Annotated in this window: 26 protein-coding genes; 8 read left to right on the top strand and 18 right to left on the bottom strand. The window is 50.4% G+C overall.

Annotated elements, in window-relative coordinates; all coding sequences use genetic code 11:
* Positions 1 to 113: 113 nt before the first annotated feature.
* The 7 genes from AC5FXQ_RS06085 to AC5FXQ_RS06055 all read right to left on the bottom strand — a co-directional run bounded on the left by AC5FXQ_RS06085 (position 114) and on the right by AC5FXQ_RS06055 (position 8,165).
* Positions 114 to 515 carry a hypothetical protein gene (locus AC5FXQ_RS06085; RefSeq protein WP_493601601.1) on the bottom strand — a complete coding sequence of 134 codons (402 nt, stop codon included), beginning with the start codon at positions 513 to 515 and terminating at the stop codon, positions 114 to 116.
* A gap of 100 nt (positions 516 to 615) precedes the next feature.
* Entirely contained in the window at positions 616 to 1,485 is an 870-nt protein-coding gene (locus tag AC5FXQ_RS06080) for an SMP-30/gluconolactonase/LRE family protein (RefSeq protein WP_493601600.1), read from the bottom strand.
* A 48-nt stretch (positions 1,486 to 1,533) separates the two neighbouring features.
* Complete coding sequence (locus tag AC5FXQ_RS06075; RefSeq protein WP_493601599.1) at positions 1,534 to 2,646, bottom strand: AMP-binding protein; 1,113 nt, start codon at positions 2,644 to 2,646, stop codon at positions 1,534 to 1,536.
* A gap of 436 nt (positions 2,647 to 3,082) precedes the next feature.
* The gene (locus AC5FXQ_RS06070; RefSeq protein WP_493601598.1) at positions 3,083 to 3,538 is read right to left on the bottom strand and encodes a DoxX family protein; all 456 of its coding nucleotides are present in this window, start codon (positions 3,536 to 3,538) and stop codon (positions 3,083 to 3,085) included.
* A 1,078-nt stretch (positions 3,539 to 4,616) separates the two neighbouring features.
* Positions 4,617 to 6,314 (bottom strand): 2-succinyl-5-enolpyruvyl-6-hydroxy-3-cyclohexene-1-carboxylic-acid synthase, encoded by a 1,698-nt coding sequence (gene menD / locus AC5FXQ_RS06065; RefSeq protein WP_493601597.1) that lies wholly within the window; start codon positions 6,312 to 6,314, stop codon positions 4,617 to 4,619.
* 228 nt (positions 6,315 to 6,542) lie between these two features.
* Positions 6,543 to 7,751, bottom strand: coding sequence for an isochorismate synthase (locus AC5FXQ_RS06060; RefSeq protein ID WP_493601596.1), 1,209 nt, complete (start codon positions 7,749 to 7,751; stop codon positions 6,543 to 6,545).
* A 3-nt stretch (positions 7,752 to 7,754) separates the two neighbouring features.
* A complete protein-coding gene (locus AC5FXQ_RS06055) occupies positions 7,755 to 8,165 on the bottom strand; it encodes a hotdog fold thioesterase (RefSeq protein WP_493601595.1) in 411 nt (136 codons plus the stop codon).
* Positions 8,166 to 8,232: 67 nt separating this feature from the next.
* Here AC5FXQ_RS06055 and AC5FXQ_RS06050 point away from each other — a divergent pair, with 67 nt between their 5' ends.
* From AC5FXQ_RS06050 to AC5FXQ_RS06040, 3 genes are all read left to right on the top strand, one after another.
* The gene (locus AC5FXQ_RS06050) at positions 8,233 to 8,859 is read left to right on the top strand and encodes a histidine phosphatase family protein (RefSeq protein WP_493601594.1); all 627 of its coding nucleotides are present in this window, start codon (positions 8,233 to 8,235) and stop codon (positions 8,857 to 8,859) included.
* A gap of 109 nt (positions 8,860 to 8,968) precedes the next feature.
* Complete coding sequence (locus tag AC5FXQ_RS06045; protein ID WP_493601593.1) at positions 8,969 to 10,666, top strand: pyruvate dehydrogenase complex dihydrolipoamide acetyltransferase; 1,698 nt, start codon at positions 8,969 to 8,971, stop codon at positions 10,664 to 10,666.
* A gap of 289 nt (positions 10,667 to 10,955) precedes the next feature.
* Positions 10,956 to 11,201, top strand: a complete 246-nt coding sequence (locus AC5FXQ_RS06040) for a hypothetical protein (RefSeq protein WP_493601592.1) — start codon at positions 10,956 to 10,958, stop codon at positions 11,199 to 11,201.
* 110 nt (positions 11,202 to 11,311) lie between these two features.
* Here AC5FXQ_RS06040 and AC5FXQ_RS06035 read toward each other — a convergent pair whose 3' ends face one another.
* The 9 genes from AC5FXQ_RS06035 to AC5FXQ_RS05995 all read right to left on the bottom strand — a co-directional run bounded on the left by AC5FXQ_RS06035 (position 11,312) and on the right by AC5FXQ_RS05995 (position 17,310).
* Positions 11,312 to 11,875 (bottom strand): sugar O-acetyltransferase, encoded by a 564-nt coding sequence (locus AC5FXQ_RS06035; RefSeq protein ID WP_493601591.1) that lies wholly within the window; start codon positions 11,873 to 11,875, stop codon positions 11,312 to 11,314.
* A gap of 30 nt (positions 11,876 to 11,905) precedes the next feature.
* Complete coding sequence (locus tag AC5FXQ_RS06030) at positions 11,906 to 12,235, bottom strand: DUF1801 domain-containing protein (RefSeq protein ID WP_493601590.1); 330 nt, start codon at positions 12,233 to 12,235, stop codon at positions 11,906 to 11,908.
* A 16-nt stretch (positions 12,236 to 12,251) separates the two neighbouring features.
* Complete coding sequence (locus AC5FXQ_RS06025; protein WP_493601589.1) at positions 12,252 to 12,965, bottom strand: DUF8737 domain-containing protein; 714 nt, start codon at positions 12,963 to 12,965, stop codon at positions 12,252 to 12,254.
* A 97-nt stretch (positions 12,966 to 13,062) separates the two neighbouring features.
* Positions 13,063 to 13,653, bottom strand: a complete 591-nt coding sequence (locus AC5FXQ_RS06020; RefSeq protein ID WP_493601588.1) for a Crp/Fnr family transcriptional regulator — start codon at positions 13,651 to 13,653, stop codon at positions 13,063 to 13,065.
* A gap of 130 nt (positions 13,654 to 13,783) precedes the next feature.
* Entirely contained in the window at positions 13,784 to 14,446 is a 663-nt protein-coding gene (locus tag AC5FXQ_RS06015; RefSeq protein ID WP_493601587.1) for a class I SAM-dependent methyltransferase, read from the bottom strand.
* A gap of 125 nt (positions 14,447 to 14,571) precedes the next feature.
* Positions 14,572 to 14,883, bottom strand: a complete 312-nt coding sequence (locus tag AC5FXQ_RS06010) for a helix-turn-helix domain-containing protein (protein ID WP_116545156.1) — start codon at positions 14,881 to 14,883, stop codon at positions 14,572 to 14,574.
* The gene (locus AC5FXQ_RS06005) at positions 14,867 to 15,208 is read right to left on the bottom strand and encodes a type II toxin-antitoxin system RelE/ParE family toxin (RefSeq protein ID WP_219877471.1); all 342 of its coding nucleotides are present in this window, start codon (positions 15,206 to 15,208) and stop codon (positions 14,867 to 14,869) included. The genes AC5FXQ_RS06010 and AC5FXQ_RS06005 overlap by 17 nt, the downstream gene beginning before the upstream one ends.
* A 157-nt stretch (positions 15,209 to 15,365) precedes the next feature.
* Positions 15,366 to 15,665: a hypothetical protein gene (locus AC5FXQ_RS06000; RefSeq protein ID WP_493601586.1), complete on the bottom strand. Its 300-nt coding sequence runs from the start codon at positions 15,663 to 15,665 to the stop codon at positions 15,366 to 15,368.
* Positions 15,666 to 15,852: 187 nt separating this feature from the next.
* On the bottom strand, positions 15,853 to 17,310 hold the full coding sequence (locus tag AC5FXQ_RS05995; RefSeq protein ID WP_493601585.1) for a tyrosine-type recombinase/integrase: 1,458 nt from the start codon (positions 17,308 to 17,310) through the stop codon (positions 15,853 to 15,855).
* 125 nt (positions 17,311 to 17,435) lie between these two features.
* Here AC5FXQ_RS05995 and AC5FXQ_RS05990 point away from each other — a divergent pair, with 125 nt between their 5' ends.
* Positions 17,436 to 17,825 (top strand): hypothetical protein, encoded by a 390-nt coding sequence (locus tag AC5FXQ_RS05990; RefSeq protein WP_493601584.1) that lies wholly within the window; start codon positions 17,436 to 17,438, stop codon positions 17,823 to 17,825.
* Between the two features lie 55 nt (positions 17,826 to 17,880).
* Here the strand turns inward: AC5FXQ_RS05990 and AC5FXQ_RS05985 are convergent, their stop codons facing one another.
* Both AC5FXQ_RS05985 and AC5FXQ_RS05980 read right to left on the bottom strand, forming a co-directional pair.
* On the bottom strand, positions 17,881 to 18,723 hold the full coding sequence (locus AC5FXQ_RS05985) for a 1,4-dihydroxy-2-naphthoyl-CoA synthase (RefSeq protein WP_493601583.1): 843 nt from the start codon (positions 18,721 to 18,723) through the stop codon (positions 17,881 to 17,883).
* A gap of 85 nt (positions 18,724 to 18,808) precedes the next feature.
* Complete coding sequence (locus AC5FXQ_RS05980) at positions 18,809 to 19,441, bottom strand: hypothetical protein (RefSeq protein ID WP_493601582.1); 633 nt, start codon at positions 19,439 to 19,441, stop codon at positions 18,809 to 18,811.
* 199 nt (positions 19,442 to 19,640) lie between these two features.
* Between AC5FXQ_RS05980 and hslV the strand changes: the two genes are divergently transcribed.
* The 4 genes from hslV (at position 19,641) to AC5FXQ_RS05960 (ending at position 22,235) form a co-directional block, all read left to right on the top strand.
* A complete protein-coding gene (hslV, locus tag AC5FXQ_RS05975) occupies positions 19,641 to 20,183 on the top strand; it encodes an ATP-dependent protease subunit HslV (RefSeq protein WP_007660238.1) in 543 nt (180 codons plus the stop codon).
* An 18-nt stretch (positions 20,184 to 20,201) separates the two neighbouring features.
* Positions 20,202 to 20,771: a Crp/Fnr family transcriptional regulator gene (locus tag AC5FXQ_RS05970; RefSeq protein ID WP_007660236.1), complete on the top strand. Its 570-nt coding sequence runs from the start codon at positions 20,202 to 20,204 to the stop codon at positions 20,769 to 20,771.
* 60 nt (positions 20,772 to 20,831) lie between these two features.
* A complete protein-coding gene (locus AC5FXQ_RS05965; RefSeq protein WP_493601581.1) occupies positions 20,832 to 21,149 on the top strand; it encodes a DMT family transporter in 318 nt (105 codons plus the stop codon).
* 114 nt (positions 21,150 to 21,263) lie between these two features.
* Complete coding sequence (locus AC5FXQ_RS05960) at positions 21,264 to 22,235, top strand: deoxyhypusine synthase family protein (RefSeq protein WP_493601580.1); 972 nt, start codon at positions 21,264 to 21,266, stop codon at positions 22,233 to 22,235.
* Positions 22,236 to 22,289 lie beyond the last annotated feature (54 nt).

Here is a 22,289-nt window from a genome sequence, read left to right as displayed (position 1 = left end):
GTTTGTGAATTTAAGAGTTAAAGAGGTTAAGAGGGAAAAATTCGCAAAAACTGATTCAAATTTAATTCCATACTAATTCTCAACTCCAAAACTCTCAAACTCCTCAACTTGCCTTATTTACCGATCTTGAACTTTGTCCAATAGGTCGTGTCGGGGGTTATTACTTCTACCTGGTACGTGTCTGGTCTTAGCTTGCCCAGGTCAAAGCGCCAGGCGGTTTCTTTTTTGGCTACGCTGACAGGCTTCTTATAGACTATTTTACCAGCTTTGTTTTTCACTTCCAGCCGTGCGTTTTCAGTTAGCACCTGGTTGAAGTCCAGCACAAATGTGCCTTTCTTAGTGGGGTTCAGAAAGATGCCCGACAGTGTTTCCATGCGGGCGAGGGTGTCAGATTTAGCAACTTTGAGTTGTTTCTGCTCTGCGGGTGGAAGCTGCGTTGAGCTATCCTGCGCCATGGCGCTATAACCAGCCAGTAGCACTGCGCCGGCCAGCAAATACGTTTGTTTCATCTTCATAATTATATCCAGTACAGATTACGTATACGGCGATATATGCATAATCTGAGCCAGATTTTAGCAGGCTTAGGATATTTCTAAAAAAAACAGTGCAATTTTTTTAGAAGGCTACCCGGTAAGCCACTACGCGGTTGTCATAGAAAGTAGGTACGTAAAGCAGGCCCTGCTCTTCAGAATAGAAAATATCTGCGGCGTTGATTTTTTTGTTCTTGGTGTCAAGTATTTTCCAGTTCCGGCCATTGATGTCGACGTAGTAAATCTCTCCGTTCCAGTTCGATACCAGTGTGCCATCTGTGCCTACCCGGGTTATCCCATCTGCCGACGGAATCTTGTCGGTCCAGTCTGTGAAGTCTTGCCGCTCGATATCCAGGAAGCGAACCTTGCCGGTGTTGTGGGAGGCCACGATTAGTCGGTTGTTGTCATACAACAAGCCATTGGGACGTTCGCGCTTTGTATCGAGCCACTGGCTCACGCGACCATTGCGGAACAGGTAGATGGCGCCACGCTGAGAATCCGACACGTATACATTGCCGGCATTGTCAACTGTCACGTCGTTGAGCATCTGGGCTTTGTCAGCCTTATGGCGTGCAAGTATGGCACCTGTTTGCGTGGCGATGGCGATGATCTCGTCCATATCGGCCACATAGAGTATATTGTTGTGCAGCGCTAAGCCCTTGGGGTCGTTCAGGCCCGATACCCAGTACAGTTGGTCTACATCGCCATTCGGGTTGAGGCGTGAGATGAAGCCATCGCCGTCTTTCCGGTCTTTGCTGACCTGGTTGATATTGGAGACATAGAGGACGTTGCGCTCACGGTCGAATACCACCGACTCCGGTGTGCGCAGGGTGTTGTCAGTGGCCCATGCTTCGGTCAGTGTCACAGGGGCTCTTGATGAAAAGAGTCCGCCGCTGCAGCCTTGCAGGGTAAGTGCGGTCAGTATGATGAGGCTAAGGAAAGATAATGGTCGCATAGTCAGGTCTGTTGTTTTACCCTACTACGCGATAGCGCCCTGCCTGTTTTAATCTGTCTCGAGTCCGAGCTTCTGCATGGTGCGCAAACGAGACACCTTACCGGTAGGTGTTTCAGAGAAGGCAGGACTGTAGTAAATGTCTTTTGGCATTTCAAACTTGCGCAAAATGCTTCGCATTTTATCCATTACCCGCTGCTCATCCTCATCTGCCAGCTGTTTGCCTTCCAGCACCAGAATCACTTTCTCACCCAGCAGTTCGTCGGGTTGTGAGGCCACAAAGAAGCGCGGCGCCTGCTCCAGTTCTGCCAAAGCTTCTGACACGGCTACCTCCACCACTTCGGTCTGCACTTTCACACCACCCGTATTAATGGTATTGTCGGCACGTCCAATCCAGCGGAAGCGGGTAGGAGTCAGGATCTCCACAATATCATTGGTCACCAGCGTTTCGTTTTCAGTCAGATCAGCCGTGATGGTCAGGCAGCCCCGGTTGTCCTGCCCGATGGTAACCCCCTCAAGGGTTTCATAATAATCGGCAGCATCAGGTCCGTTGAGCAGGCGCAGGGCAATGTGCGAGGCGGTCTCAGTCATGCCATAGGTGTGGTATACCGGTACCTGCAGTTGCTGTAGCTCACGTTGCAGTGAAAAGTTTACCGGAGCGCCTCCTACCAGGATGGCCTTCATTTTGTCAAGCCGCTCCGTAGCACCACTATTTTCCTGCAGAATCGTCTGCAACTGCATCGGCACAAAAGAGGCGAAATGATACACTTCGTCAACAGGAGCAAGCGTAAGCGGGTTTCCGACAGGCTCCACGATGGTCATTTGCATATCTGTCAGCAGCCCGCGCACCAGCATCATCATGCCGGCTATGTACTCTGTGTTGAGGCACACGAGCATATGCTCACCGGCTTTCAGACCGAGTAACCTAACAGTGCGGCGTGCGCTGATCTCCATTTGCAGGCGGGAGAGAGTGATCAGCTTAGGCGTACCCGTTGAGCCGGAAGTGTGGATCGGAAATTCCTGCACACCATTGAGCCAGTCACGACAAAATTCGAGGGTTTTAGCTTCGTAGCCATTGAGCGGTACGCTGTTGCGAAAAGAGTAGGCCGCTATCTCGTCGTAATAAAACTTGTTACCGTTCAGGGTCAGGAACCTTTGCGTCATGGAGTGTCTCAGTATTACAAGCAAGGAAAGCCTTTGGGCTGCCTCGCCGCATGTTTAATCGTTTTATTTGAGGAGCCTGACAGGTATAGCCTCAGCTCGTTTGTGTTGTTTGTACCATACGCAGCCAGGGTGCTGCCCGGCTATTCCCAATACTTTCTTCTAAGGTATAGCCGCCCTAAATTTTGCCCAAAATTACGATATTCAGGTATAAGACCTAAATAAGGCCAGGTATAATTTTGCTAAAGGCACCATTTGTTTAGGCACCTGCTTTTTTGCAGGGGGGTGTAAAGATAAAGTGCTCCCACTCTCCTCAGAAAGGATAGCGGGAGCTCATCGTAAAATGATTTCAGGCTGCCGGACTTCGCTTCACTTAGAGCTTGCATTTTGTGGAAGCGTCTGCAATGGTCAGGATTGCCTCAGGGCCAGTCTTGAAGGCTTAATAAAGCACATCCCTTTCCGGTCGGCGAATCAGGTTGTCTACCGATAAACGGCCAGAGCCCAAAACCAGAAAAACTATGAGCAGGATCAGGACAATAAGAGATGACCAGAGTTCAGTGTTCTCGGAGTAAAAGCCCCGCTGCGGATTGATAAAAAACACAGCACCCAGCAGAATAGGAAGCTGGAAGAGAATAGCGATGCGTGTAATCAGGCCCATGGCGATAAGCAACCCGCCTACCAGGTGCGCAAAGGCCACATAATGAGCCATCCCGAACGACACCCACTGAAACTGGCTGTTGCGCATGATGCTCTGCAGAGCTGCCGTATCCTGAATAAACATGACTCCTTTCACGAATAAAAAGATACCCAGCGCCATGCGCACGAAGTCTACCCAAACCGGATGGTGTGCATCTGCCCAGTGCTCGATCCGGTGCATGTCTTGCGTTAAGTTCATGGCTGTATGATTTTAGGTTTAAGAAATTTGTATACAATTATTTAAACGAATTATACCGTGAAACGGACAATGTAATAAGGGATATATCGTATGGTTGGGGTTTTCGCCTGCCTAGCCGGGGGAGTGGGTATAGCTGGGGGTGATTGCAGGTATAACGACTGGTATTGCTGTATAGCTTGCCCTGGCTGGCAAATTCCTATGGCGCGAGCGTCCACGCTCGTGTCTAATATGGTGGAGCCTCTGGCCCCCTTGTCAGGTATAGGTATAGCTATAGGTCCAGCGAGTTTACTATTTCTTTTTCATACCGCAAGTTTAGCGTTAGCGCAACTTGTGGTGGCACATGGCGGCAGTTTGTAACTAGCGAATTACGGTTTTGCAGGTGTAGCAAACTATACTGTCTTATAGCTTCGCCTGTGCGGCGGGCACTCACTTTTTTTCTTGATAAAAAAATAGAGGGCCCCTACCCCCAGTAAGCAAAAAAATCAAGACTCCCCAAATCGAGGGCCCCTACCCCCACTCGCTGAACGCTCGAACAGTGGGTTGTCAGTTGGTGCACCTGGCAAGGTGATTTGCTTCGTAGTTGCAGGGGCAAGGATGTCTTGTTACACCTGCCAAGGGAGCGAGCTGCAGCTGCACCTGCACCTACAATACTTATACCTATGGAGAGGTTGAAGCAGAAACTCCCCTCTCTAGAGCAGGGTCGTTTCATCCTTAGTATACACGTTCAAACCCTACTGTCATTCTGTAAAGAAACTTGGTTGAAGGGAGGTTAAGCCGATGCTACTGGCTACCAAGATCCATTCAGGATGACAAAAATAAAATGAAACGACCCTGCTCTCGAGGGTAGTAGGGTCGTTTCATTTGACTAGAGCACGAAAGACAGAATTTACAGATCAGTACCCCCAAAGAGTGGCAGTATTCAAGGGTTCCCCTCATTGGACTACGGAGAACGAGAGTTCGAGCGTAGCTCTGAGGGGCAGTGGTGGTTGGACCCGGCTCCGAGAGAATCCTGAAAGTCCTTTAATCCTGTAAATCCTTGGGGTAGGGGCCCTATATAAAGATTCAGACAAGCCATACCCTACAAAGCCTTCAGCAGCGCCTGCTTATAGGCGGCAAACTCTGCTGCGTTTGCTTTGCTGTCGGTGAAGATCTCCAGTATACCTGCTCCGACATTGGGAGCAAAAAATGCAGGGAGTGCCTGCTCCAATTCCTCCAGCGAAGCACAAGCTGTATAGCCCAGACCAAAATCCTGCGCGGTATTGCGGGCGTCGAGTTGTTGCCTTGTTTCGAAGAACTCCTCCAGTTCCGGCTGTCGTCGCGGACCGTCGATCAGTCTGAAGATGCCGCCAGCGTGGTTGTTGATGATGATGATGCGCAAATTGGCTGGCAGGTAATTGTGCCAGAGACCGTTGCGGTCGTAGAAGAAAGCCATGTCGCCAGTGAGGAGCGTGGTGATGCGCTTGCTGCTGAGGGCACAGCCGACGGTGGTGCTGGTGCTGCCGTCAATGCCGCTGGTGCCGCGATTGGCATATACCTGTACTTCCTGCTCCGGCTGAAGGGCCAGTATGTTGGCATAGCGCACCGCCATGCTGTTGGCCAGGTGCAGATTGCTCTGCTGTGGCAGACTGTTTAGCACGCGGCTGATGGCAGTTAATTCACTGTAGGGAGCTGTTTGGGTAAAATCCTTCAGGAACTGAGTAGCCTTGACCTCTATACCTGCCCATGATTTGATATAGCCTGCGTCTTCGCGGGTGCTGCCGGCCATGCTGCGGAAAAAGCTGCCCGGGGTGCAGCGGATGATCTTGGTGAGCGACTGGAAAGTATCGGCCACTTGACCGGCTGGTTGTATGTGCCAGTGCGCCCTGGGCTTGTACTGGCGCAGGTATAGCTTCAGGCTTTTAGAGATGATAGACTTGCCAAAGGTGATGAGTAAATCCGGCTGCAGGGCCTGCATTTTCTCCGGATCAGGACAGGCCAGTACCGCATCGTGATGGCGCACTACGCCTGCTAGTTGCTGTGTGTTGCTGATGATATCGCCTACTGCTACGGCGCCTGTGGAGCTCATAAACGTCTGGAGGGCATGCAACAGCTTCGGGTCCTGGTTTCCCTGGCCGGCTACGATCAGCACCCGCTTAAAATATAGCAGTTCCTGCTCCAGCCTGAGGGCCTGCATCGGGTTCAGATCAAAGGCGTTGTGATCTTCTTCAATCACTTTTACCTGCTCGTCAAACTCTATTTTCTCGCCTTCAGCCGGATAAAAAGGCTCCCGCAGCGGCACATTGATGTGCACTGGACCAGCAGGGAAGGCGACCGCTTCGTTCAGCGCCTCCGACACCATGCGTTCCGTGTGCCATACCGCATCAGGGTGCTCCAGGGCCACCGGAAAATCAAAACTGCGCTTAATGTGCTGTCCGTATACCTGTTGCTGGCGGATGGTCTGTCCGTCTAGCTGGTCGATCCACTCCGGCGGACGGTCGGCGGTAAGGACTAGCAGCGGCACCTGCAGAAAAAAAGCCTCTGCCACAGCCGGAGCGTAATTCAAGGCTGCTGTACCTGAAGTGCAAATGAGTACCGTCGGTCTGCCTGTTGTCTGCGCCATACCCAGTGCAATAAAGGCCGCTGCCCGTTCGTCACTCACCGTGCGCACCGTCAGCTTCGGGTGACGGGCAAATGCGATCGTCAGCGGCGCACAGCGCGACCCCGGCGACAACACCACATTTTCCACCCCCTTGCGGGCACATATCTCAGCTATATTGGCAACAGGCGCTTTTATCATTTTTGATTTAGTGATTAAGAGGATGGGTGAATTGTTAAATTGTTGAATGGTTAAGTTGTTTGATCGTGTTTAAGTAGGTCTTCAGTGGAGTTTTGATTAGGCTATAATATTCAATTATACATTAATAATTCAGATATAAATAATCACGCAACCACTCATTCACAACTCGCTAAATCAAAAACTCACTCACTCATTCACTCATTCACTCATTCAAACTCCAGACGATGTTTAAAATTCAGCAAGAATTTTAAACATCGTCTGGAGTTTATGCTCTGTTTCCTGCCACTCCTTTTCGGGGGAGGACTCGCCGGTTATGCCGGCTCCCGCATATAATACGGCCTCGTGCTGTAATAGCTGCATGCAGCGCAGGTTCACGAAAAGGTGCGTGCCTGCATCACTGTTCACAGGTCCTAAAAAGCCGCTGTAGTAGCTGCGGTCGTAGCCTTCGTGGTTCAGGATGAAGCGTAAGGCCGGTTCTTTGGGAAGTCCGCAAACGGCGGAAGTAGGGTGCAGCAAGCGCAGCATATCGGTGCCGAGGGTGGGGAAGTCCACTTCCTTCAGGTCTACTTTGAAGTCGGTGCGCAGGTGCATCAGGTTGCCGGCAATCACCGTGCGAGGACCCACTTCGGTATATTCGCGCAGACGCAGTTTTTTGAAACAGCTCAGAATGTAGCGCTCCACCATGCCCTGCTCTTCAATTTCCTTTTGCCTCCAGATGGCATTGGCCGTAGAGCCGTCTTCGCAAAGGGGTTGTGTACCGGCTAGTGCCACCGTTTTGAACAGCTGTTGCTGGTCCACGCTCACGAGTATTTCCGGCGAGGCGCCCAGCCAGGTGCCCACACCAGGTATAGCCACCAGCGACACGAAAGCATTAGGATAGGCCGAAGCCATTTTCTCAAAGGCCTTGTGCAGGCTGAAGGCCTCGGGAAGGTGAGAGGTGCTGCTTCGGGAGAGCACTACTTTTTCCATTGCCTCCGCCCGGATCACATCAACAGCCAGACTCACGGCAGCTTTAAAGGTTTCCTCGTTGCGTTCGGAGGGGCGTGCAGAATCATCAGGTACAGGCCATGCGGCAGGCATGCGATGATGGATTTCCCGGATCGCTTCCAGGAACTGATCAACCTGCTTAGCAGGGGCATCAGGAGCGGTGCTGAGCTGCCTGTTGAGCGAGCTGTAGCGGATGTCGGCTTTCAGGAAAATATGTCCCTCAGCTCCATCTGTCACAAAAGGACAGAAGAGAAAACCTACCGGACTAGGCTCCAGCTCAGGTATAGCGGAGGTAGTTTGCGTATCAAAAGAGATGCAGGCCTGCACTTCGGTCTGCAAAGGCAGTCGCCAAACGGCAATCGCCTGCTGCTGCACGAGCGCCGCCGATAGTACCTGTTCCAGGGTATAACTTTGCGTATTTTCCTCTCTCATACCAGCTGCCTGCTCCATCTTTTATTTCTTATCAATTACGGCTACGGTCATGCGGCTGAGACATACCAGATTGCCAGTTTCGGAGGTGATCTTTATTTCCCATACCTGCGTGCTGCGGCCCTGGTGCAGGGCTTTGGCCTCGCCATATACCCAACCTTCACGCACGCTCCGGATGTGATTGGCATTTATCTCCAGACCGACGCAGGCTTTCTGGCTCAGATCCACCGAAAGAGCGGCTCCGATGCTGCCCAGCGTTTCAGCCAAAGCCACAGAGGCGCCGCCGTGCAGCAGACCCATCGGTTGGTGGGTGCGGCGGTCAACCGGCATCTTCGCAATCAGAACGCCATCCTTATAAGAGGTTAATTCGATGCCGAGGTGCTCCACCATCGTGTTTTTACTCCACTCCTGCAGCTTTTCTAACGTAGAATCCATTTTGTATTGGCTTTGAATGCTAACTTCGCATTCTCGTATCTGTAAAGAGGCAAAATTAAGAACAATTTTGAGTATTAAGAAAATATACCTGATCCGCCACGGGCAGACCGATTTTAACCTGCAGGGCATTGTGCAAGGCAGCGGCGTGGATGCGTCGCTCAACGAGCTGGGCCTTAGACAGGCGGCTGCTTTTTTCCAGCAGTACCAGCACATTCCGTTTGACAAGGTTTATACCTCCACGCTGCAGCGCGCTGTACAGTCGGTGCAGAGCTTCATTGATAAAGGTATACCGCACGAGCGCCACGCCGGTCTCAACGAGATCAACTGGGGCACCCGCGAAGGCACCCGCATCACGCCCGAGGAGGATGCCTACTACCACCGCATGCTGCAGACCTGGAATGAAGGCGAGACGAACATGTGCATAGAAGGAGGGGAGAGCCCTGATCTGGTGGCCGCCCGGCAGAAGCCCGTAGTGGACCTGATCCTGAGCAGACCGGAAGAGGAAAACGTGCTGATCTGCATGCACGGCCGTGCCATGCGCATCTTGCTGAGCCAGCTGCTGCGCTACCCGTTGCGTTGTATGGATCAGTTCGAGCACCAGAACCTGTGCCTCTACCAGCTCGACTTCACAGGCAGTATGTTCACTGTGAAGAAGTACTGTGACGTGGCCCATTTGCAGGATGTACAGGTATAATTTAAGCTCCTGAACAAAATAGAAAGTATAGTTTGAATAAAATATTTTTAGGTCTAATTTTGGGACTTATTGATTAGACGAAATAGGCGAACAAACAAGACGATAAATTATGGCTGAAGTGATACGAATGCCTAAGATGAGCGACACGATGACGGAGGGGGTGATTGCATCTTGGCTTAAGAAAGTAGGTGACAAGGTTAGCGCTGGCGATATACTGGCCGAGGTGGAAACCGATAAGGCAACCATGGAACTGGAATCATACGAAGATGGCACCCTGTTGCACATTGGTCCGCAGAAGGGCGATTCTGTACCTGTTGATGCTGTAATAGCAATCATCGGCAAAGAAGGCGAAGATATCTCTGACCTGCTGAGCGGTGCCGGAAACGGTGAGAAGCCTGCAGCCAAGGAAGAGCCGAAGGCCGAGAAGAAAGAAGAGAAAAAAGAAGCCGCTCCTGCCAAGGCTGAAGCTCCTGCCGCTAAAACCTCCGTGGATACGTCCAGCATCAAGGCCAATGTGATCCGCATGCCGAAGATGAGCGACACTATGACGGAAGGTGTGCTGGTATCGTGGCTGAAGAAAGTAGGAGACAAGGTGAGCGCTGGCGACGTACTGGCTGAAGTGGAGACCGACAAGGCGACCATGGAGCTGGAGTCATACGAAGACGGCACGCTGCTTTATACAGGCGTTAACGAAGGTGATTCTGTAGCGATCGATGCCATTATCGCCATCATCGGTGAGAAAGGTGCTGACTATCAGGCCCTGCTCGATGCAGAAGGTGGCGTAGAAGAGCGCTCCCGCGAAGAGAACGCCAAGTCTGACGAAAACATAGAAGCCCGTACTGAAGAAACTACGGAAGATAAAGTACAGGATACGAAAGTGCCTGCCGGCGAAACAGAGCAGGTAGCCGCTGAAGGAAACGGTCGTATCAAGGCTTCTCCGCTTGCTAAGAAAGTAGCCAAAGAAAAAGGCTTCAACCTGAGCCAGATCAAAGGTACAGGTGAGGGTGGACGCATCGTGCTGCGCGACGTGGAGAACTTCACGCCATCTGCCGCTGCGCCACAGAAAGAAGCTGCCAAGGCTCCTGCCGCCGCTCCGGCTGCGCAGGCTATACCTGGCGCTCCGGCTGATTCTTACGAAGAGGTGAACGTGTCACAGATGCGCAAAGTGATTGCCCGTCGTCTGGCTGAGAGCAAGTTCACGGCACCGCACTTCTACCTGACCATGGAAATTGACATGGACAAGGCAATGGAAGCCCGTGTATCGATCAACGAGGTGTCTCCGGTGAAAGTATCGTTCAACGACCTGGTGATCAAAGCTGCCGCTGCGGCGCTTCGTCAGCACCCTGCTGTAAACTCATCCTGGCTGGGCGACAAGATCCGTTACAACAAGCACATCAACATTGGTGTAGCTGTGGCAGTAGAGGAAGGCCTGCTGGTACCAGTGGTACGCAACGCCGACTACAAGTCGCTGTCAACTATCGCCGCTGAAGTGAAAGACCTGGGTGGCAAGGCGAAGAGCAAGAAGCTGCAGCCATCTGACTGGGAAGGTAACACCTTCACCATCTCGAACCTGGGTATGTTCGGCATCGAAGAGTTTACTGCCATCATCAACCCGCCGGATGCCTGCATCATGGCCGTGGGTGGCATCAAGCAGACTCCGGTTGTACGTGACGGACAGATCAAGATTGGTAACGTGATGAAAGTTACGCTATCTTGCGATCACCGTGTAGTAGACGGCGCTGTTGGTTCTGCCTTCCTGCAGACCTTCAAGAACCTGCTCGAGAATCCGGTGAGAATACTGGTGTAGTTTCTTGATAAATGATTTTTTGACAAAGGACAAAAGACTTTTGAAGTTATAAATTGAAAAGGGCCTCTTCGGAAACGGAGAGGCCCTTTGATTTATTAAATCCGGGAGATGGGAAGGATGCTATAAGGCGCCTTGTTATGTTGTAATTTATATATATTGATATTACTTAGCTATTTTCATTTAGAGCACGTACATGTTATTAGGTAAGAAAGTGCTTTTCAGTAAATCAACAGGATTTTGAAGAAATAGCCATTTTTGTTTGCCATCACCAGTTCCAGACTTTCATTATATGAAATTCATTTATTTATTGAGTGCGCTTGCACTGACGTTCACATTTGGCTGTAATAATCAACCACAAGAAGAACAAGTAAAAGTTGTAGAAAAAGAAACAGTAAAAGTTGTTGAAGTAGAAAAGCCAGCTCCCGTGCCAGCAACAAAAGTAGTTGTAGAACAGGAAAAGGGGACGTCCATTGAGCTGGGCCCTGAAGGGGGTTCACTTAAAACGAAAAAAGTAGATATCAAAATCAACAACTAATTCCAGACGGTTGTGATACGGAAAAAGCCGGGCGATTAGCCCGGCTTTTTTGTTTAATGAACTTGATACCTGCATAGGCTGGCGGCTGGTTTGTGCCAGCAGGACAGAGCTTAACCCTTTTCTAACTCACGGATTACTTTGCACGGATTACCCGCTGCAAACACATCGGCAGGTATGTCTTTAGTCACCACACTTCCTGCACCTATCACGCTGCGGTCACCGATCGATACGCCGGGGCAGATTACGGCGCTGCCGCCAATCCATACGTCTTCACCGATGCTGATGGGTTTGGCATACTCCACACCGGAGGCTCGTTCCCGGTAATTCATGGGATGGGTGGCGGTGTATACCTGCACATTAGGGCCGAAGAGGGTGCGACTGCCAATACGCACCTCCATTACATCAAGCACCACGCAGTTGAAGTTAAAGAACACTCTTTCACCCACGATCATGTTGTAGCCATAGTCGCAGTAGAAGGGTGGCTGCAGCCAAAGGCCTTCCCCGGCGTTTGGGATAAGTGCTTTCAGGGTACGTCTTCGCTCTTCTACCTGGTCTTCACGGCTGTCGTTGAGTTCTTTCAGGAGCAGGCGCGTCTGCAGGCGCTCGTCCGAAATCTGCTTGTCCAGCGGGTCGTACAATTCTCCTGCCAGCATTTTCTCTTTCTCGGTTTTCATAGGCGGGTATACGTGAGCAGATTGGTGTGGCTATACCGCTGCGGCATTAAACCACTCCGTCAGGAGGCCGCGATCGATGTCCTGCACGCTTTTGATCTTAATGTGGCGCATGTCTTTGCCGGTTCCTTCCAGCAGGCCCTTCGGGTCGTTGAGTTTATCGAACTGGAAGAAGCCCAGCGTCACGTAGGCCTTGGCAGTTTTGAGGTAAGCAAAGTCTTTGTCAGATCGGAAAACGGGGCGGCTCCACTTAAACTCTTCGGTCACGCCCGGAACAGTGTCGTGCACGAGCTGGCGTAGTGCCTCAAGGGTTTCCTTATGTTTTTCGGAGGTGTTGATGTAGTCGTTTACTTGTGGGTGCATGAGGTGGCTTTTAGATTTACTTAACTGACCCTAAATTATATATAAATTTCCTATTCCTACTAAATGCCTTCCACAGTTGTCTGATGGAGATAATATGGGCGGAATAAGCGATGGGCACTACCACTGCCGGCAGCCAGATATAAGGAAAGAGGAGCACGGCCACATTGGGTTGATCGAAGGCAAACTGCTGAAAAGGGGAGGGGGCAGAGAGTACGCCATTGCTTACCGTGAAGACCAACAGGCCAAGTGCGACTATGTTCCAGACTGTCAGCAGCTCGGGGCGCCACTTGTTTCTCACGAAAGTCAGGTAGTATACCAGCGGGGCTGTGATGCCGGAAATAATATCCAGGTTCCTTCCCTGAAAGGTCATGAGTTCGGGTGTGAGCTGGTGCAGGAAGAGCCAGAGCAAGACCAGCTCCACTGGTATGCGCATGACCTGCAGGAGCGTAAGCGTCTTCAGGTTAAATGCGTCGAGCCAGGCTCTACCCTTAGGTGAACAAAAAACAGCAATAAGACCCAGTAGCGGGGGCAACACGGCTACCAGAAAGCGGGGAGGCAAAGTATCTGTCACCGCAAAGAAGCCACTCCATGCCAGTGCACCTGTCAGTGCCATCCAACTGAGCAGGACGTAAAAGAGCCAGCGGGTATGCGAGGCTTTTGAGAAAAAGTAAGTGGCAGCAAGTACCGTCGGTACAAAGGTGCTGTAGATGTAAAACGGTAATGTTTCCATGATGCTCTGCGTTTAATTATTAACGATTCAAAGAAAACGCACAGGCCTGCCAATACACTTGCCATTTGGCAAGAAGTGCTGCAGGCAGGAAAAAATTTTACTTATGCTGCTTGCTTATTTCTCGCCGGATGCGGCTTAGCGAGCTGTCGGTGATGCCCAGGTAAGAGGCAATGTGTTTGAGAGGGGCCTGCCTGAATATTTCGGGGTTCGACTGCAGCAGCATGGCATAGCGCGTTTCAGCCGTCTCCGTAATCATGGATTGCATGCGCAGTTTGAGGGAGGCATACCCTTTGACTAAGATCCCCCTGCCGACTTCTCTGAACTCCGGTATGCTATGAAAGAGCTTGTTCAGGTCTTCAAAAGAAATAACCCAGCCGCGGCAAGGAGCAAGGGCCTGAATACTCTCTTTGGCAGGCATGCGCATAAAAAAAGAAGCCCCATCAAACACAGGCTGCCCCGCCCCATAGAAGGCGGTGGTCACTTCGTTGCCTTCTGTATCGAGTGAATAGGCACGCATAAAACCACTTTCGAGCAGCAAGTATTCCTGACTGATTTTTCCTTCGCTCAGGAGATGCGCATGCTTGTCAATCAGCTTCTCGTGAAAGTGCTGGGCAATGCTATCCAGTTTCTCAGATTGAGGAACCCCTGCCTGAAAGAAATGCCTTACAAATGCTTTTTCGTTTTCCATGGGGTGTCAGTAGTTGCGTTGCTTCTTTAGAAACCCAGAGTATCCGTGTAGTTGATGGGTGAGGTAGATACTAACGGATTGAGCTTTGCCGTAGCGCAGCTAATGTAAAGCTGTGGTTACAGGCAGCTTTTTACAATCCCTGGTGATCCAATTTATAACACACAATCCAATAATGCTCTAAGTCAATATAGTCAATGCTTTTTGAAAAACTTTTCAGTTTCTGAAAAAGGAATTCTTGTGAGGGAAAATTCTTTAAAACTAAATGGGTCGAGCCATTCTCAAGGCTTCTCGTCTGGTATGTATTGCCTTGTTCATCTGTCTTAGTTATACTCTTCATGCTGTGGCTACTGCCTTCCACTTGTTTGCTGTCTATGAATGCAACTGTCGCGTTTGGTTTTAAAAAACCCGTGATTCTTTGAAGAAAATTATCAAGATCCTGAAGCAGGATATGACTCCATATAAAACCACCAAACAGTCCGTCATATTTGGCCTCTGGTATCAGAGAATACATGTCTGCCACTTCAAAAACTATGTTTTTGGATAAATTCCTGCTTCTTGCAATCTCAATAACGCTTTCGTTGACATCTGTCGCAAATACTGATGTAGCAGATTTTGCTATTTGTTCTGTCCAATAACCTGTGCCGCAAGCAATTTCCAGAACTTTCTTTCTTAAAAACAGTTTTTGAAATATCTCTGTCGCTTTAACCAAGTCATTCTGCTCTTCAGGAATCAGATAGACCCTGTCGTATTCTTTTGCCCTTTCCTTATAGTATGATGTTAAATCCTGATTCATTGTAAATCTTACATTTACACGTAAAGCTTTTCTATAAAATTACCTGTAACCGGGTTGTGCAGCCGAAGCCCTTAGCATAGCAAAGGGCTTCGGCTGCACCGGGTTACGGGGTAGTAATTCTTCTTTTAAAGCTCAATTGAGATTTTAACTTTTCCACCCAAGCCTTTCTCAACAATATCGAATAAGGTTTTGAGTGTCAGATTACTCCCGTCATTTTCAACTCTGGATATGTAGGTTCTTTTCTTGTCAATGATTTCCCCTAATTCCTGCTGGGTAAGGTGCCTGGCTTCACGGGCCTTTTTCAATTCAAGTCCAATTTTAAAAGATTCAAACTCCCTGTCAAGGTTATCCCGTCTCTCAGTTCCCTTCACCCCGTATACTCTGTTCTTGATGTCTGCCCAAGAGCTAACTTCTCTTTCTTTATCTTTTCCCTTCATAATATTCAGCCATTAATTGTAGTGCCTTGTCAATTTCTTTCTTTGGTGTCTTTTGTGTTTTCTTTTGAAAGCCGTTCAGCAAGATGACCAGCTTGCCTTCGTCGAAAAAACAGAACACCCGCCAAATGTTCGAAGCAAGTTGTACACGTGCTTCATATAATCCGTCTGTGCCTGTCAAGTGCTTCAGGTAATTCTGAGGCACTCGCTCAAGTGTTTCTATCGCTTCCAAAATCTTGAATATCTTGTCCTGCACCTTAACGGGCTGCTCCTTCAAGAAATCTTCAAAGTAGTTTTTGTAAGCAATGATTTCTCTGATTTTCTCCATCTGCTGTATTTTCAACAGTAAATGTAACTTAAAAGTTACTATAATCTATAAAAAAATATTCTTTCTTATGATTCCTTATTTCCCGTAACGGCTGGTACATAAGGTGATTGAGGCGAAGCCGAGAGTAACTTGTGTACATTGTTGGCGGAAGCTATTCTTAATCGCCATAGAATTTCACATAGGTATGGGGCTCGTCCATACATGCAGATGTTAACTCAAGTATCTCTTCTATCTGTTTTCTTACATCTGCTGACTCGTCCTTCCACAGTTCTTCAAGGTCATAAACTAACTCCTTGCACATGATGGAGTTGAATGTGGTATCGTCATAAGGGTCAATATACCTTAGAGTCTTGAACTTTTCAGATTCAAGATGAGCAAATGAAGTAGGTGTAAACTCTTTGGAGAGCTTCTTTATTTCATTTCCCCTGTAGTCTTCTAAAATTACTGTCCATCCCATTTAAGAAACTTTCCCTTTAATTTTTTCTATAGTTAAAGTTACCGCCAACTATCTGCTAGCAGGAGTACCTACTCCTACTATCTGCACTATGTGTGGAGTTGATTTAGCATCCTTTTCACTAACTCTATACTCAAAGCAGTCCTTCTTTTCCATCTTCTTCATAGCGCAACACTAATATAGTTCTTTTCTACAGATTGTCAAGCGGGCTCACGATTTTATCCAGTGCGTAGGTGGTCACATGGGTGTACACCTCCGTGGTCTTGCTGCTTCTGTGCCCGAGCAGGGTCTGGATGTACCTAAGATCCGTGCCCTGCTCCAGCAAATGTGTGGCGAAAGAGTGCCTGAGCGTGTGCGGGGTGGCGTTGGTCTTCACACCTGCCTTTTTGCGGCAGGCCTGAAACACGTTGCGCAGGCTGTCTGCCGTGTACTGCCCCCCGAACTGCCCCTCAAAAAGCCATTCTTTCGGTTTGTACTCCCTGTAATAAGCCCTCAGGCTCTCCAGCAGCTTCTGCGAGAGCACGGTGGTGCGATCCTTCTTGCCCTTGCCGCCCCGAATCAACACGAGATTGCGGTCAGACTTCACGTCGGTGAGCTTCAGGTTGATTACCTCGCCGATACGAAGCCCGCCCGCGTAGAGCAGCTGCAGCATGCAGCGGTGCTTGAGGTTGTCGGTGGCCGTGAGTATTTTCTTCACCTCCTCCTTGCTGAGCACGGTGGGCAGCCTGTCGGGCTTCTCCGGGCGCTCCACATTGCCCAGCTGCACCTCGTGGCGACCGAGCACCCGCTGGAAGTAGAACTTGACGGCATTGATTGACTGGTTGATGAAAGAGCAGGAGTAGGCCCCGGCCTGCACCATCTGCCGGTGGTAGTGGTTGATGTCCTCCTCTGTAAAGACATTCACCTGCTCCAGGCCCTTGTCTTGGTGGCTGTTGAGGAAGCGCAGCAGCAGCGAGTGGTAGGTGCGGATCGTGTTCATGGAGTAGTTGAGGAGAAAGAGCTTCTCCAGGTAGTCGATCGGGCAGGTAATATAGTCTGCGCCTTTGCTGTAGGTCTGCTCCCAGAGCCGGCGCAGCAGCACCACGTCCCGCACCACCAGCTCCTGGCTCAGCCACAGCCAGCCCACGCCCTCCAGTTCCTCAGCCAGGGCCTGTATGTACTGCCCGCCCTCAGGTATGGCGAAGCACTTGGGCTCCCGCTGCCAGGTGGCCAGCCTGCTGTACTTGAGTGTCTCGTATACCTGCTGGCTGTGGCGGAAGGTAACGCTTATGACGGTTTCGTTTTCCTCCACCAGCATCGGCTGCAGCTTCACCACCGGCATGTCGGGCAGCTTTTGGAGCGGCTCGCCCTGCTGCCCTGCGGCCAGTACAGGCACCAGCTTGCTGGGTTTGAGCCTCTTGGGCCGGTAGAGGTACTGTGTGCTCACTTTCGCCAGTCCCTGAAAGTGCGTGAAGGTCATTTCCAGGCTCTGTGGCCGGTGGTGCATCACAAAGCACTTGTAGGTCTTGCTGTACTTGATCCAGCCAGCCTCCTTCAGCCGCTTGACTATGAAAGGGTTGGGCTTGTGCCACAGGCGGATGTATTTGACGCCTTCATGCTCCAGGGCGTTCAGGTAAATAACAGGCTGATTAGATGGGTATTGCATCATGCATAGATTTTTCAACCGCAAATAAGCACCTAAATCAAAGACAGTCGTAAAATACCCGGATAAGTCCGGCTATACCCGGTTAAACCGGTTTTACCCGGGTATAGCCCAATAAAAACGAACAATGTATGCAGGAGAGAACATGTGAAAACTGTAAAGCAAAACTCACAGGCAGAATCGACAAGCGCTACTGCAGCGACCAGTGCAGGTCGATAGCCAAAAACAGCCGAAAGACCCAGAACGCGGGCGAACGCCTGATGAAGGAGATTAACTCCAAACTGCGCCACAACCGCTTTGTGCTGCAGCGCCACAGCCCCGAGGGCAAAACCACCCTCAGGCGGGAGGTGCTGCAAATGGCCGGCTTCGACTTCCGGCACTTCACCCACCTCTACCGCACCAAGCAGAGCAACACCTACCACTTCTGCTACGACTACGGCTACCTGCTGCTGCCCGACGAGAAGGTACTGATCGTTAACTGGCAGCCTTACATGGAGAAGGGCCAAGGTAAAATTCAATAAAAAAAGCCGCTCCATTTGGAACGGCTTTGTCGATTCTATACCTATGAGCTATACCTTACGGAATCCACTTGATGTCCGAGAAGTCAGGCTTACGCTTCTCCAGGAAGGCATTGCGACCCTCTTTGGCTTCGTCGGTCATGTAGGCGAGGCGGGTGGCTTCGCCGGCAAACACTTGCTGGCCCACCATGCCGTCGTCGGTCAGGTTGAAGGCGAACTTGAGCATTTTGATCGATGTAGGGGACTTGGCCAGGATCTCCTGCGCCCACTCATAAGCGGTGTCTTCCAGTTCGGCATGTGGAACCACAGCGTTCACCATACCCATGTCGTAGGCGTCCTGTGCTGAGTAGTTGCGGCCCAGGAAGAAGATCTCACGGGCACGTTTCTGACCCACCATCTTGGCCAGGTAAGCCGAACCGTAACCACCATCGAAGCTGGTCACGTCGGCATCGGTTTGCTTGAAGATTGCGTGCTCTTTGCTGGCCAGCGTCAGGTCGCATACCACGTGCAGCGAGTGTCCGCCACCCACGGCCCAGCCCGGTACCACGGCAATCACGACCTTCGGCATAAAGCGGATCAGGCGCTGCACTTCCAGAATGTTCAGGCGCGGCATACCTGCCTCGTCTACATAACCCTGGTGGCCACGGGCGTTCTGGTCGCCACCGCTGCAGAAAGAGTATACCCCGTCCTTGGTAGAAGGCCCCTCGGCGGAGAATAACACCACCCCAATCGAGGTGTCTTCACGGGCGTCCAAAAAAGCCTCAAACAGTTCGCCCACCGTTTTCGGGCGGAAGGCATTACGTACGTTCGGCCGGTTAAAGGCAATGCGGGCCACGCCATTGCATTTCTTGTAGGTGATGTCCTCGTATTCTTTAACTGTTACCCAGTTTGCTTTGCTCATATCTCTTCGTGTTAATTCACAAAATTAAAGTTTTCGGCGGCCTTCGCAAAACAAAAGCATGGCGCTTGTGGCCATTCTGCTCTTATCAGTTTATCTCGATTTTCTTTCCGAAAGTAAGTGTGTTCAGGTCAAGCCTGATGTAATAGTGATCTTTGTCTTTGGCATCGAAACGCTTATTCCTGTCGCTGTCCCGCTGCATTTTGACAAGCGCATACCCCTGTTTGTCAAAGATCTCCATCGAGACGGCATTCTCATTTTCGGGGGTCAGGGCTTTGAGCTGTTGACCGGTTTTGTCTGAAACAAATAAAACGGCAGGGTCATCGCTGTCAATTCTACCACTGTTGTTATAGTCGCCTGCCTTCACAAAGTAAAACAACCACTGCTTACTCATGTTCTGCAAGCCGGGTTTTTCGTTTTCATAGCGGCTATACTGTGTCCTCTCTTTGGTAAACGGCCTGATGAAAGTATCGCTCTCGAAGAGCTTCCGGTAGCTGTCAGTATGCAGGTCATAAAAAACCACGTTGGCGTAAAAGTCATTCCATAGCGCTATTTTATTGGAGGATAGCAGCTCTGCATTGTAGCGCGTAGGAATCATAACGGTAGAGGAAGTATCCAGAACAAGGGCTTCACCGAATAGGCGCGGTAGTTTGTCATTCTTTTGAGCACACAAAAACAACGGCACGGTCAACAGTGCCAGTGCGATAACGATAGATCTCATACAATGTATTTCGTTTATATAGCAAAACGAATATAGTGATTTCGTCAGTATATGTTGCACGGCTGATTTTAAAGGGCCTAGATATACAGACAATTTGTCGGCTGCTATACCTTTGGCTTTTTGTTTGCAGAAGTACTGGCTTTAGCTAAAGCTTTTTAAGGTATAGCCGTATACCTTTCACATAAACCAAAACACAGAGATGGCAAAAATAAGATCAACTACAGTAGTAGGTATATACCACAACGGTGAAGTATGTGTAGGCGCCGACGGACAGGCTACCATGGACAAGCACGTGGCCAAGAGCAATGTCAAAAAGATCCGTAAGCTGCTCGACGGCAAGATCGTGACAGGCTTTGCCGGTTCCACTGCCGATGCCTTCACGCTGCTCGAGCGCTTCGAGGAGAAGCTGAACGCCTACCAGAGCAACATGAAGCGTGCTGCCATCGAGCTGGCCAAAGACTGGCGCAAAGACCAGTACCTGCGCAAACTGGAGGCCATGATGGTGGTCGCCAACAAAGAAGAGCTCCTGATCATCTCTGGTACGGGCGACGTACTGGAGCCAGACAACCAAATCGCCGCTATCGGCTCGGGCAGTATGTTTGCACACGCAGCGGCCCTGGCTTTGAAGAAGCACGCTCCACACCTCTCGGCCGAGGATATGGTGCGCGAAAGCCTCAACATTGCCGCCGACATCTGCATTTACACCAACCATAACCTCGTGATCGAGAAACCAGCAAAATAACTTTTTTGCATAAAGCAAATGGTGCAGACCATCGAACAGGCCATCCGGCAGTTATACCCTATTTCGGATAGATCCTTTGAGCAGCTCACGGCGCTGATGCAGCGGCAGGAGTTGCCCAAAGGGCATATCCTTTTCCGGGAAGGGCAGGTGAGCAACAAGGTTTTCTTTATTGAGCGGGGCATCGCACGTGCCTTCTGCTACCGCAACGACCAGGAGGTGACCTTCTGGTTTGGCGCCGAAAGCGATCTGGTGTTTTCCTACTACAGCTATGTGGCCAACAAGCCCGGCTACGAAACCGTGGAGCTGCTAGAAAATTCGGTGGTGCAGGCCATGGACCTTGCCCAATTGCAGGAGCTGTACCTGACCAACATCGAACTGGCAAATTGGGGCCGCAAGCTGGCCGAGTACGAACTCATCAAAACAGAGGAGCGGTTCATGGTTTTTCAGTTTCAGTCGGCCACCGAACGCTACAAAGCTCTGCTGCAGCAGAACCCCGCCCTGATCCAGCGCGTGCCCCTCAACCAGATCGCCTCTTACCTGGGTGTCACGCAGGTCACCCTCAGCCGCATCCGGGCGGAGGTCAGGTGATTTTTTAACATTTGTTAAATTTCTTCCGGTCCGGAGTCCCGACCTTTGTAAAAAAAGAAAATGGGCTGGATATACCTCATCATGGCGGGAATGTTTGAGATCGGGTTTACCACCTGTCTCAAGCTATCGAACAACTTCAGCGTGATGAAGTGGTCAGTTGGGTTTTTCCTGTGCATTTCCGTGAGCTTCTTTTTGCTCAACAAAGCCATTCAAACTATCCCGATGGGCACTGCCTACGCCGTTTGGACAGGTATAGGCGCGGTGGGTACGGTGCTGGTTGGGATGCTGCTTTACAGGGAGTCTGCCGACATTTGGCGGCTGTTCTTCATCTTCCTGCTCATCTGCTCCATTATTGGACTGAAGCTGGTTTCGAAGTAAGCGAAGAGGCATATTGTATTAAAGTATATCTTTGCGGGACAAGATCTTTTTTTAACTCATATCGGGTTGCAGGAGTATAAACACGAATTAGTACAAAGTATAAACACAAGGAAAATGGAAGTATCTAATTTTTTAAGAAAGCACTACAAGCACTTCAACGCAGCTTCGCTCATCGACGCAGCCGAAGGATATAAGACACACCTGGACAACGGCGGTAAAATGCTGGTGACGCTGGCTGGTGCCATGTCTACGGCTGAGCTGGGCATTATTCTGGCTGAGATGATCCGCCAGGACAAAATCCACGCGATCTCCTGTACAGGTGCCAATTTGGAAGAAGATATCTTCAACCTGGTGGCGCACGATTTTTACGAGCGCGTACCGCATTACCGCGAACTGTCTGCCGCTGATGAAGAGGAGCTGCTGAGCCGTCACCTTAACCGCGTAACGGATACCTGTATACCTGAGGAAGAGGCTATGCGTCGTCTGGAGCATGTGGTATTGAAGTACTGGGAAAAAGCGGACAAGGCGGGCGAAGCTTATTTCCCGCACGAGTTTTTCTACCAGATCCTATTGAGTGGCGAGCTGGAGCAGTACTACCAGATCGACCCGAAGAATAGCTGGATGCTGGAAGCTGCCAAGAAAAATCTGCCGATCATTTGCCCGGGCTGGGAAGATTCCACGCTGGGTAACATCTACGCCGGTCACGTGATCAGCGGCGACATCAAGAATGTGCATACCATGAAAACAGGTATACAGTACATGATGTACCTTGCCGACTGGTATACTGAGACTGCCAAAGAAGAGTCTACGATCGGTTTCTTCCAGATCGGTGGCGGTATAGCCGGTGACTTCCCTATCTGCGTAGTGCCGATGCTGCACCAGGACTTGCAGCGCGACGGTGTTCCGCTGTGGGGCTACTTCGCCCAGATTTCTGACTCTACCACCAGCTACGGTTCTTACTCAGGTGCTGTGCCAAACGAGAAGATCACCTGGGGTAAACTCGGCAAAGACACACCAAAGTTCATGATCGAGTCAGACGCCACTATCGTGGCTCCGCTGATCTTCGCGCTGGTGCTGGATATGTAATTTTTTTAGACAAAAGACTATTGCATAAAAAGACAAAGGATTTTTGAGGTATAA

It is taken from the genome of Pontibacter sp. LHS1 (assembly GCF_058932855.1).
Note: the sequence above shows the minus strand (reverse complement) of the source record. Positions and strands in the feature narration are given on the sequence as shown.

What these genes read in the sequence shown, in the direction of transcription:
- AC5FXQ_RS06085 (WP_493601601.1), bottom strand. Translation starts at nt 515, where the DNA reads ATGAAGATGAAACAAACGTATTTGCTGGCCGGCGCAGTGCTACTGGCT.
- AC5FXQ_RS06080 (WP_493601600.1), bottom strand. Translation starts at nt 1,485, where the DNA reads ATGCGACCATTATCTTTCCTTAGCCTCATCATACTGACCGCACTTACC.
- AC5FXQ_RS06075 (WP_493601599.1), bottom strand. Translation starts at nt 2,646, where the DNA reads ATGACGCAAAGGTTCCTGACCCTGAACGGTAACAAGTTTTATTACGAC.
- AC5FXQ_RS06070 (WP_493601598.1), bottom strand. Translation starts at nt 3,538, where the DNA reads ATGAACTTAACGCAAGACATGCACCGGATCGAGCACTGGGCAGATGCA.
- menD (WP_493601597.1), bottom strand. Translation starts at nt 6,314, where the DNA reads ATGATAAAAGCGCCTGTTGCCAATATAGCTGAGATATGTGCCCGCAAG.
- AC5FXQ_RS06060 (WP_493601596.1), bottom strand. Translation starts at nt 7,751, where the DNA reads ATGGAGCAGGCAGCTGGTATGAGAGAGGAAAATACGCAAAGTTATACC.
- AC5FXQ_RS06055 (WP_493601595.1), bottom strand. Translation starts at nt 8,165, where the DNA reads ATGGATTCTACGTTAGAAAAGCTGCAGGAGTGGAGTAAAAACACGATG.
- AC5FXQ_RS06045 (WP_493601593.1), top strand. Translation starts at nt 8,969, where the DNA reads ATGGCTGAAGTGATACGAATGCCTAAGATGAGCGACACGATGACGGAG.
- AC5FXQ_RS06040 (WP_493601592.1), top strand. Translation starts at nt 10,956, where the DNA reads ATGAAATTCATTTATTTATTGAGTGCGCTTGCACTGACGTTCACATTT.
- AC5FXQ_RS06035 (WP_493601591.1), bottom strand. Translation starts at nt 11,875, where the DNA reads ATGAAAACCGAGAAAGAGAAAATGCTGGCAGGAGAATTGTACGACCCG.
- AC5FXQ_RS06030 (WP_493601590.1), bottom strand. Translation starts at nt 12,235, where the DNA reads ATGCACCCACAAGTAAACGACTACATCAACACCTCCGAAAAACATAAG.
- AC5FXQ_RS06025 (WP_493601589.1), bottom strand. Translation starts at nt 12,965, where the DNA reads ATGGAAACATTACCGTTTTACATCTACAGCACCTTTGTACCGACGGTA.
- AC5FXQ_RS06020 (WP_493601588.1), bottom strand. Translation starts at nt 13,653, where the DNA reads ATGGAAAACGAAAAAGCATTTGTAAGGCATTTCTTTCAGGCAGGGGTT.
- AC5FXQ_RS06015 (WP_493601587.1), bottom strand. Translation starts at nt 14,446, where the DNA reads ATGAATCAGGATTTAACATCATACTATAAGGAAAGGGCAAAAGAATAC.
- AC5FXQ_RS06010 (WP_116545156.1), bottom strand. Translation starts at nt 14,883, where the DNA reads ATGAAGGGAAAAGATAAAGAAAGAGAAGTTAGCTCTTGGGCAGACATC.
- AC5FXQ_RS06005 (WP_219877471.1), bottom strand. Translation starts at nt 15,208, where the DNA reads ATGGAGAAAATCAGAGAAATCATTGCTTACAAAAACTACTTTGAAGAT.
- AC5FXQ_RS06000 (WP_493601586.1), bottom strand. Translation starts at nt 15,665, where the DNA reads ATGGGATGGACAGTAATTTTAGAAGACTACAGGGGAAATGAAATAAAG.
- AC5FXQ_RS05995 (WP_493601585.1), bottom strand. Translation starts at nt 17,310, where the DNA reads ATGATGCAATACCCATCTAATCAGCCTGTTATTTACCTGAACGCCCTG.
- AC5FXQ_RS05990 (WP_493601584.1), top strand. Translation starts at nt 17,436, where the DNA reads ATGCAGGAGAGAACATGTGAAAACTGTAAAGCAAAACTCACAGGCAGA.
- AC5FXQ_RS05985 (WP_493601583.1), bottom strand. Translation starts at nt 18,723, where the DNA reads ATGAGCAAAGCAAACTGGGTAACAGTTAAAGAATACGAGGACATCACC.
- AC5FXQ_RS05980 (WP_493601582.1), bottom strand. Translation starts at nt 19,441, where the DNA reads ATGAGATCTATCGTTATCGCACTGGCACTGTTGACCGTGCCGTTGTTT.
- hslV (WP_007660238.1), top strand. Translation starts at nt 19,641, where the DNA reads ATGGCAAAAATAAGATCAACTACAGTAGTAGGTATATACCACAACGGT.
- AC5FXQ_RS05970 (WP_007660236.1), top strand. Translation starts at nt 20,202, where the DNA reads ATGGTGCAGACCATCGAACAGGCCATCCGGCAGTTATACCCTATTTCG.
- AC5FXQ_RS05965 (WP_493601581.1), top strand. Translation starts at nt 20,832, where the DNA reads ATGGGCTGGATATACCTCATCATGGCGGGAATGTTTGAGATCGGGTTT.
- AC5FXQ_RS05960 (WP_493601580.1), top strand. Translation starts at nt 21,264, where the DNA reads ATGGAAGTATCTAATTTTTTAAGAAAGCACTACAAGCACTTCAACGCA.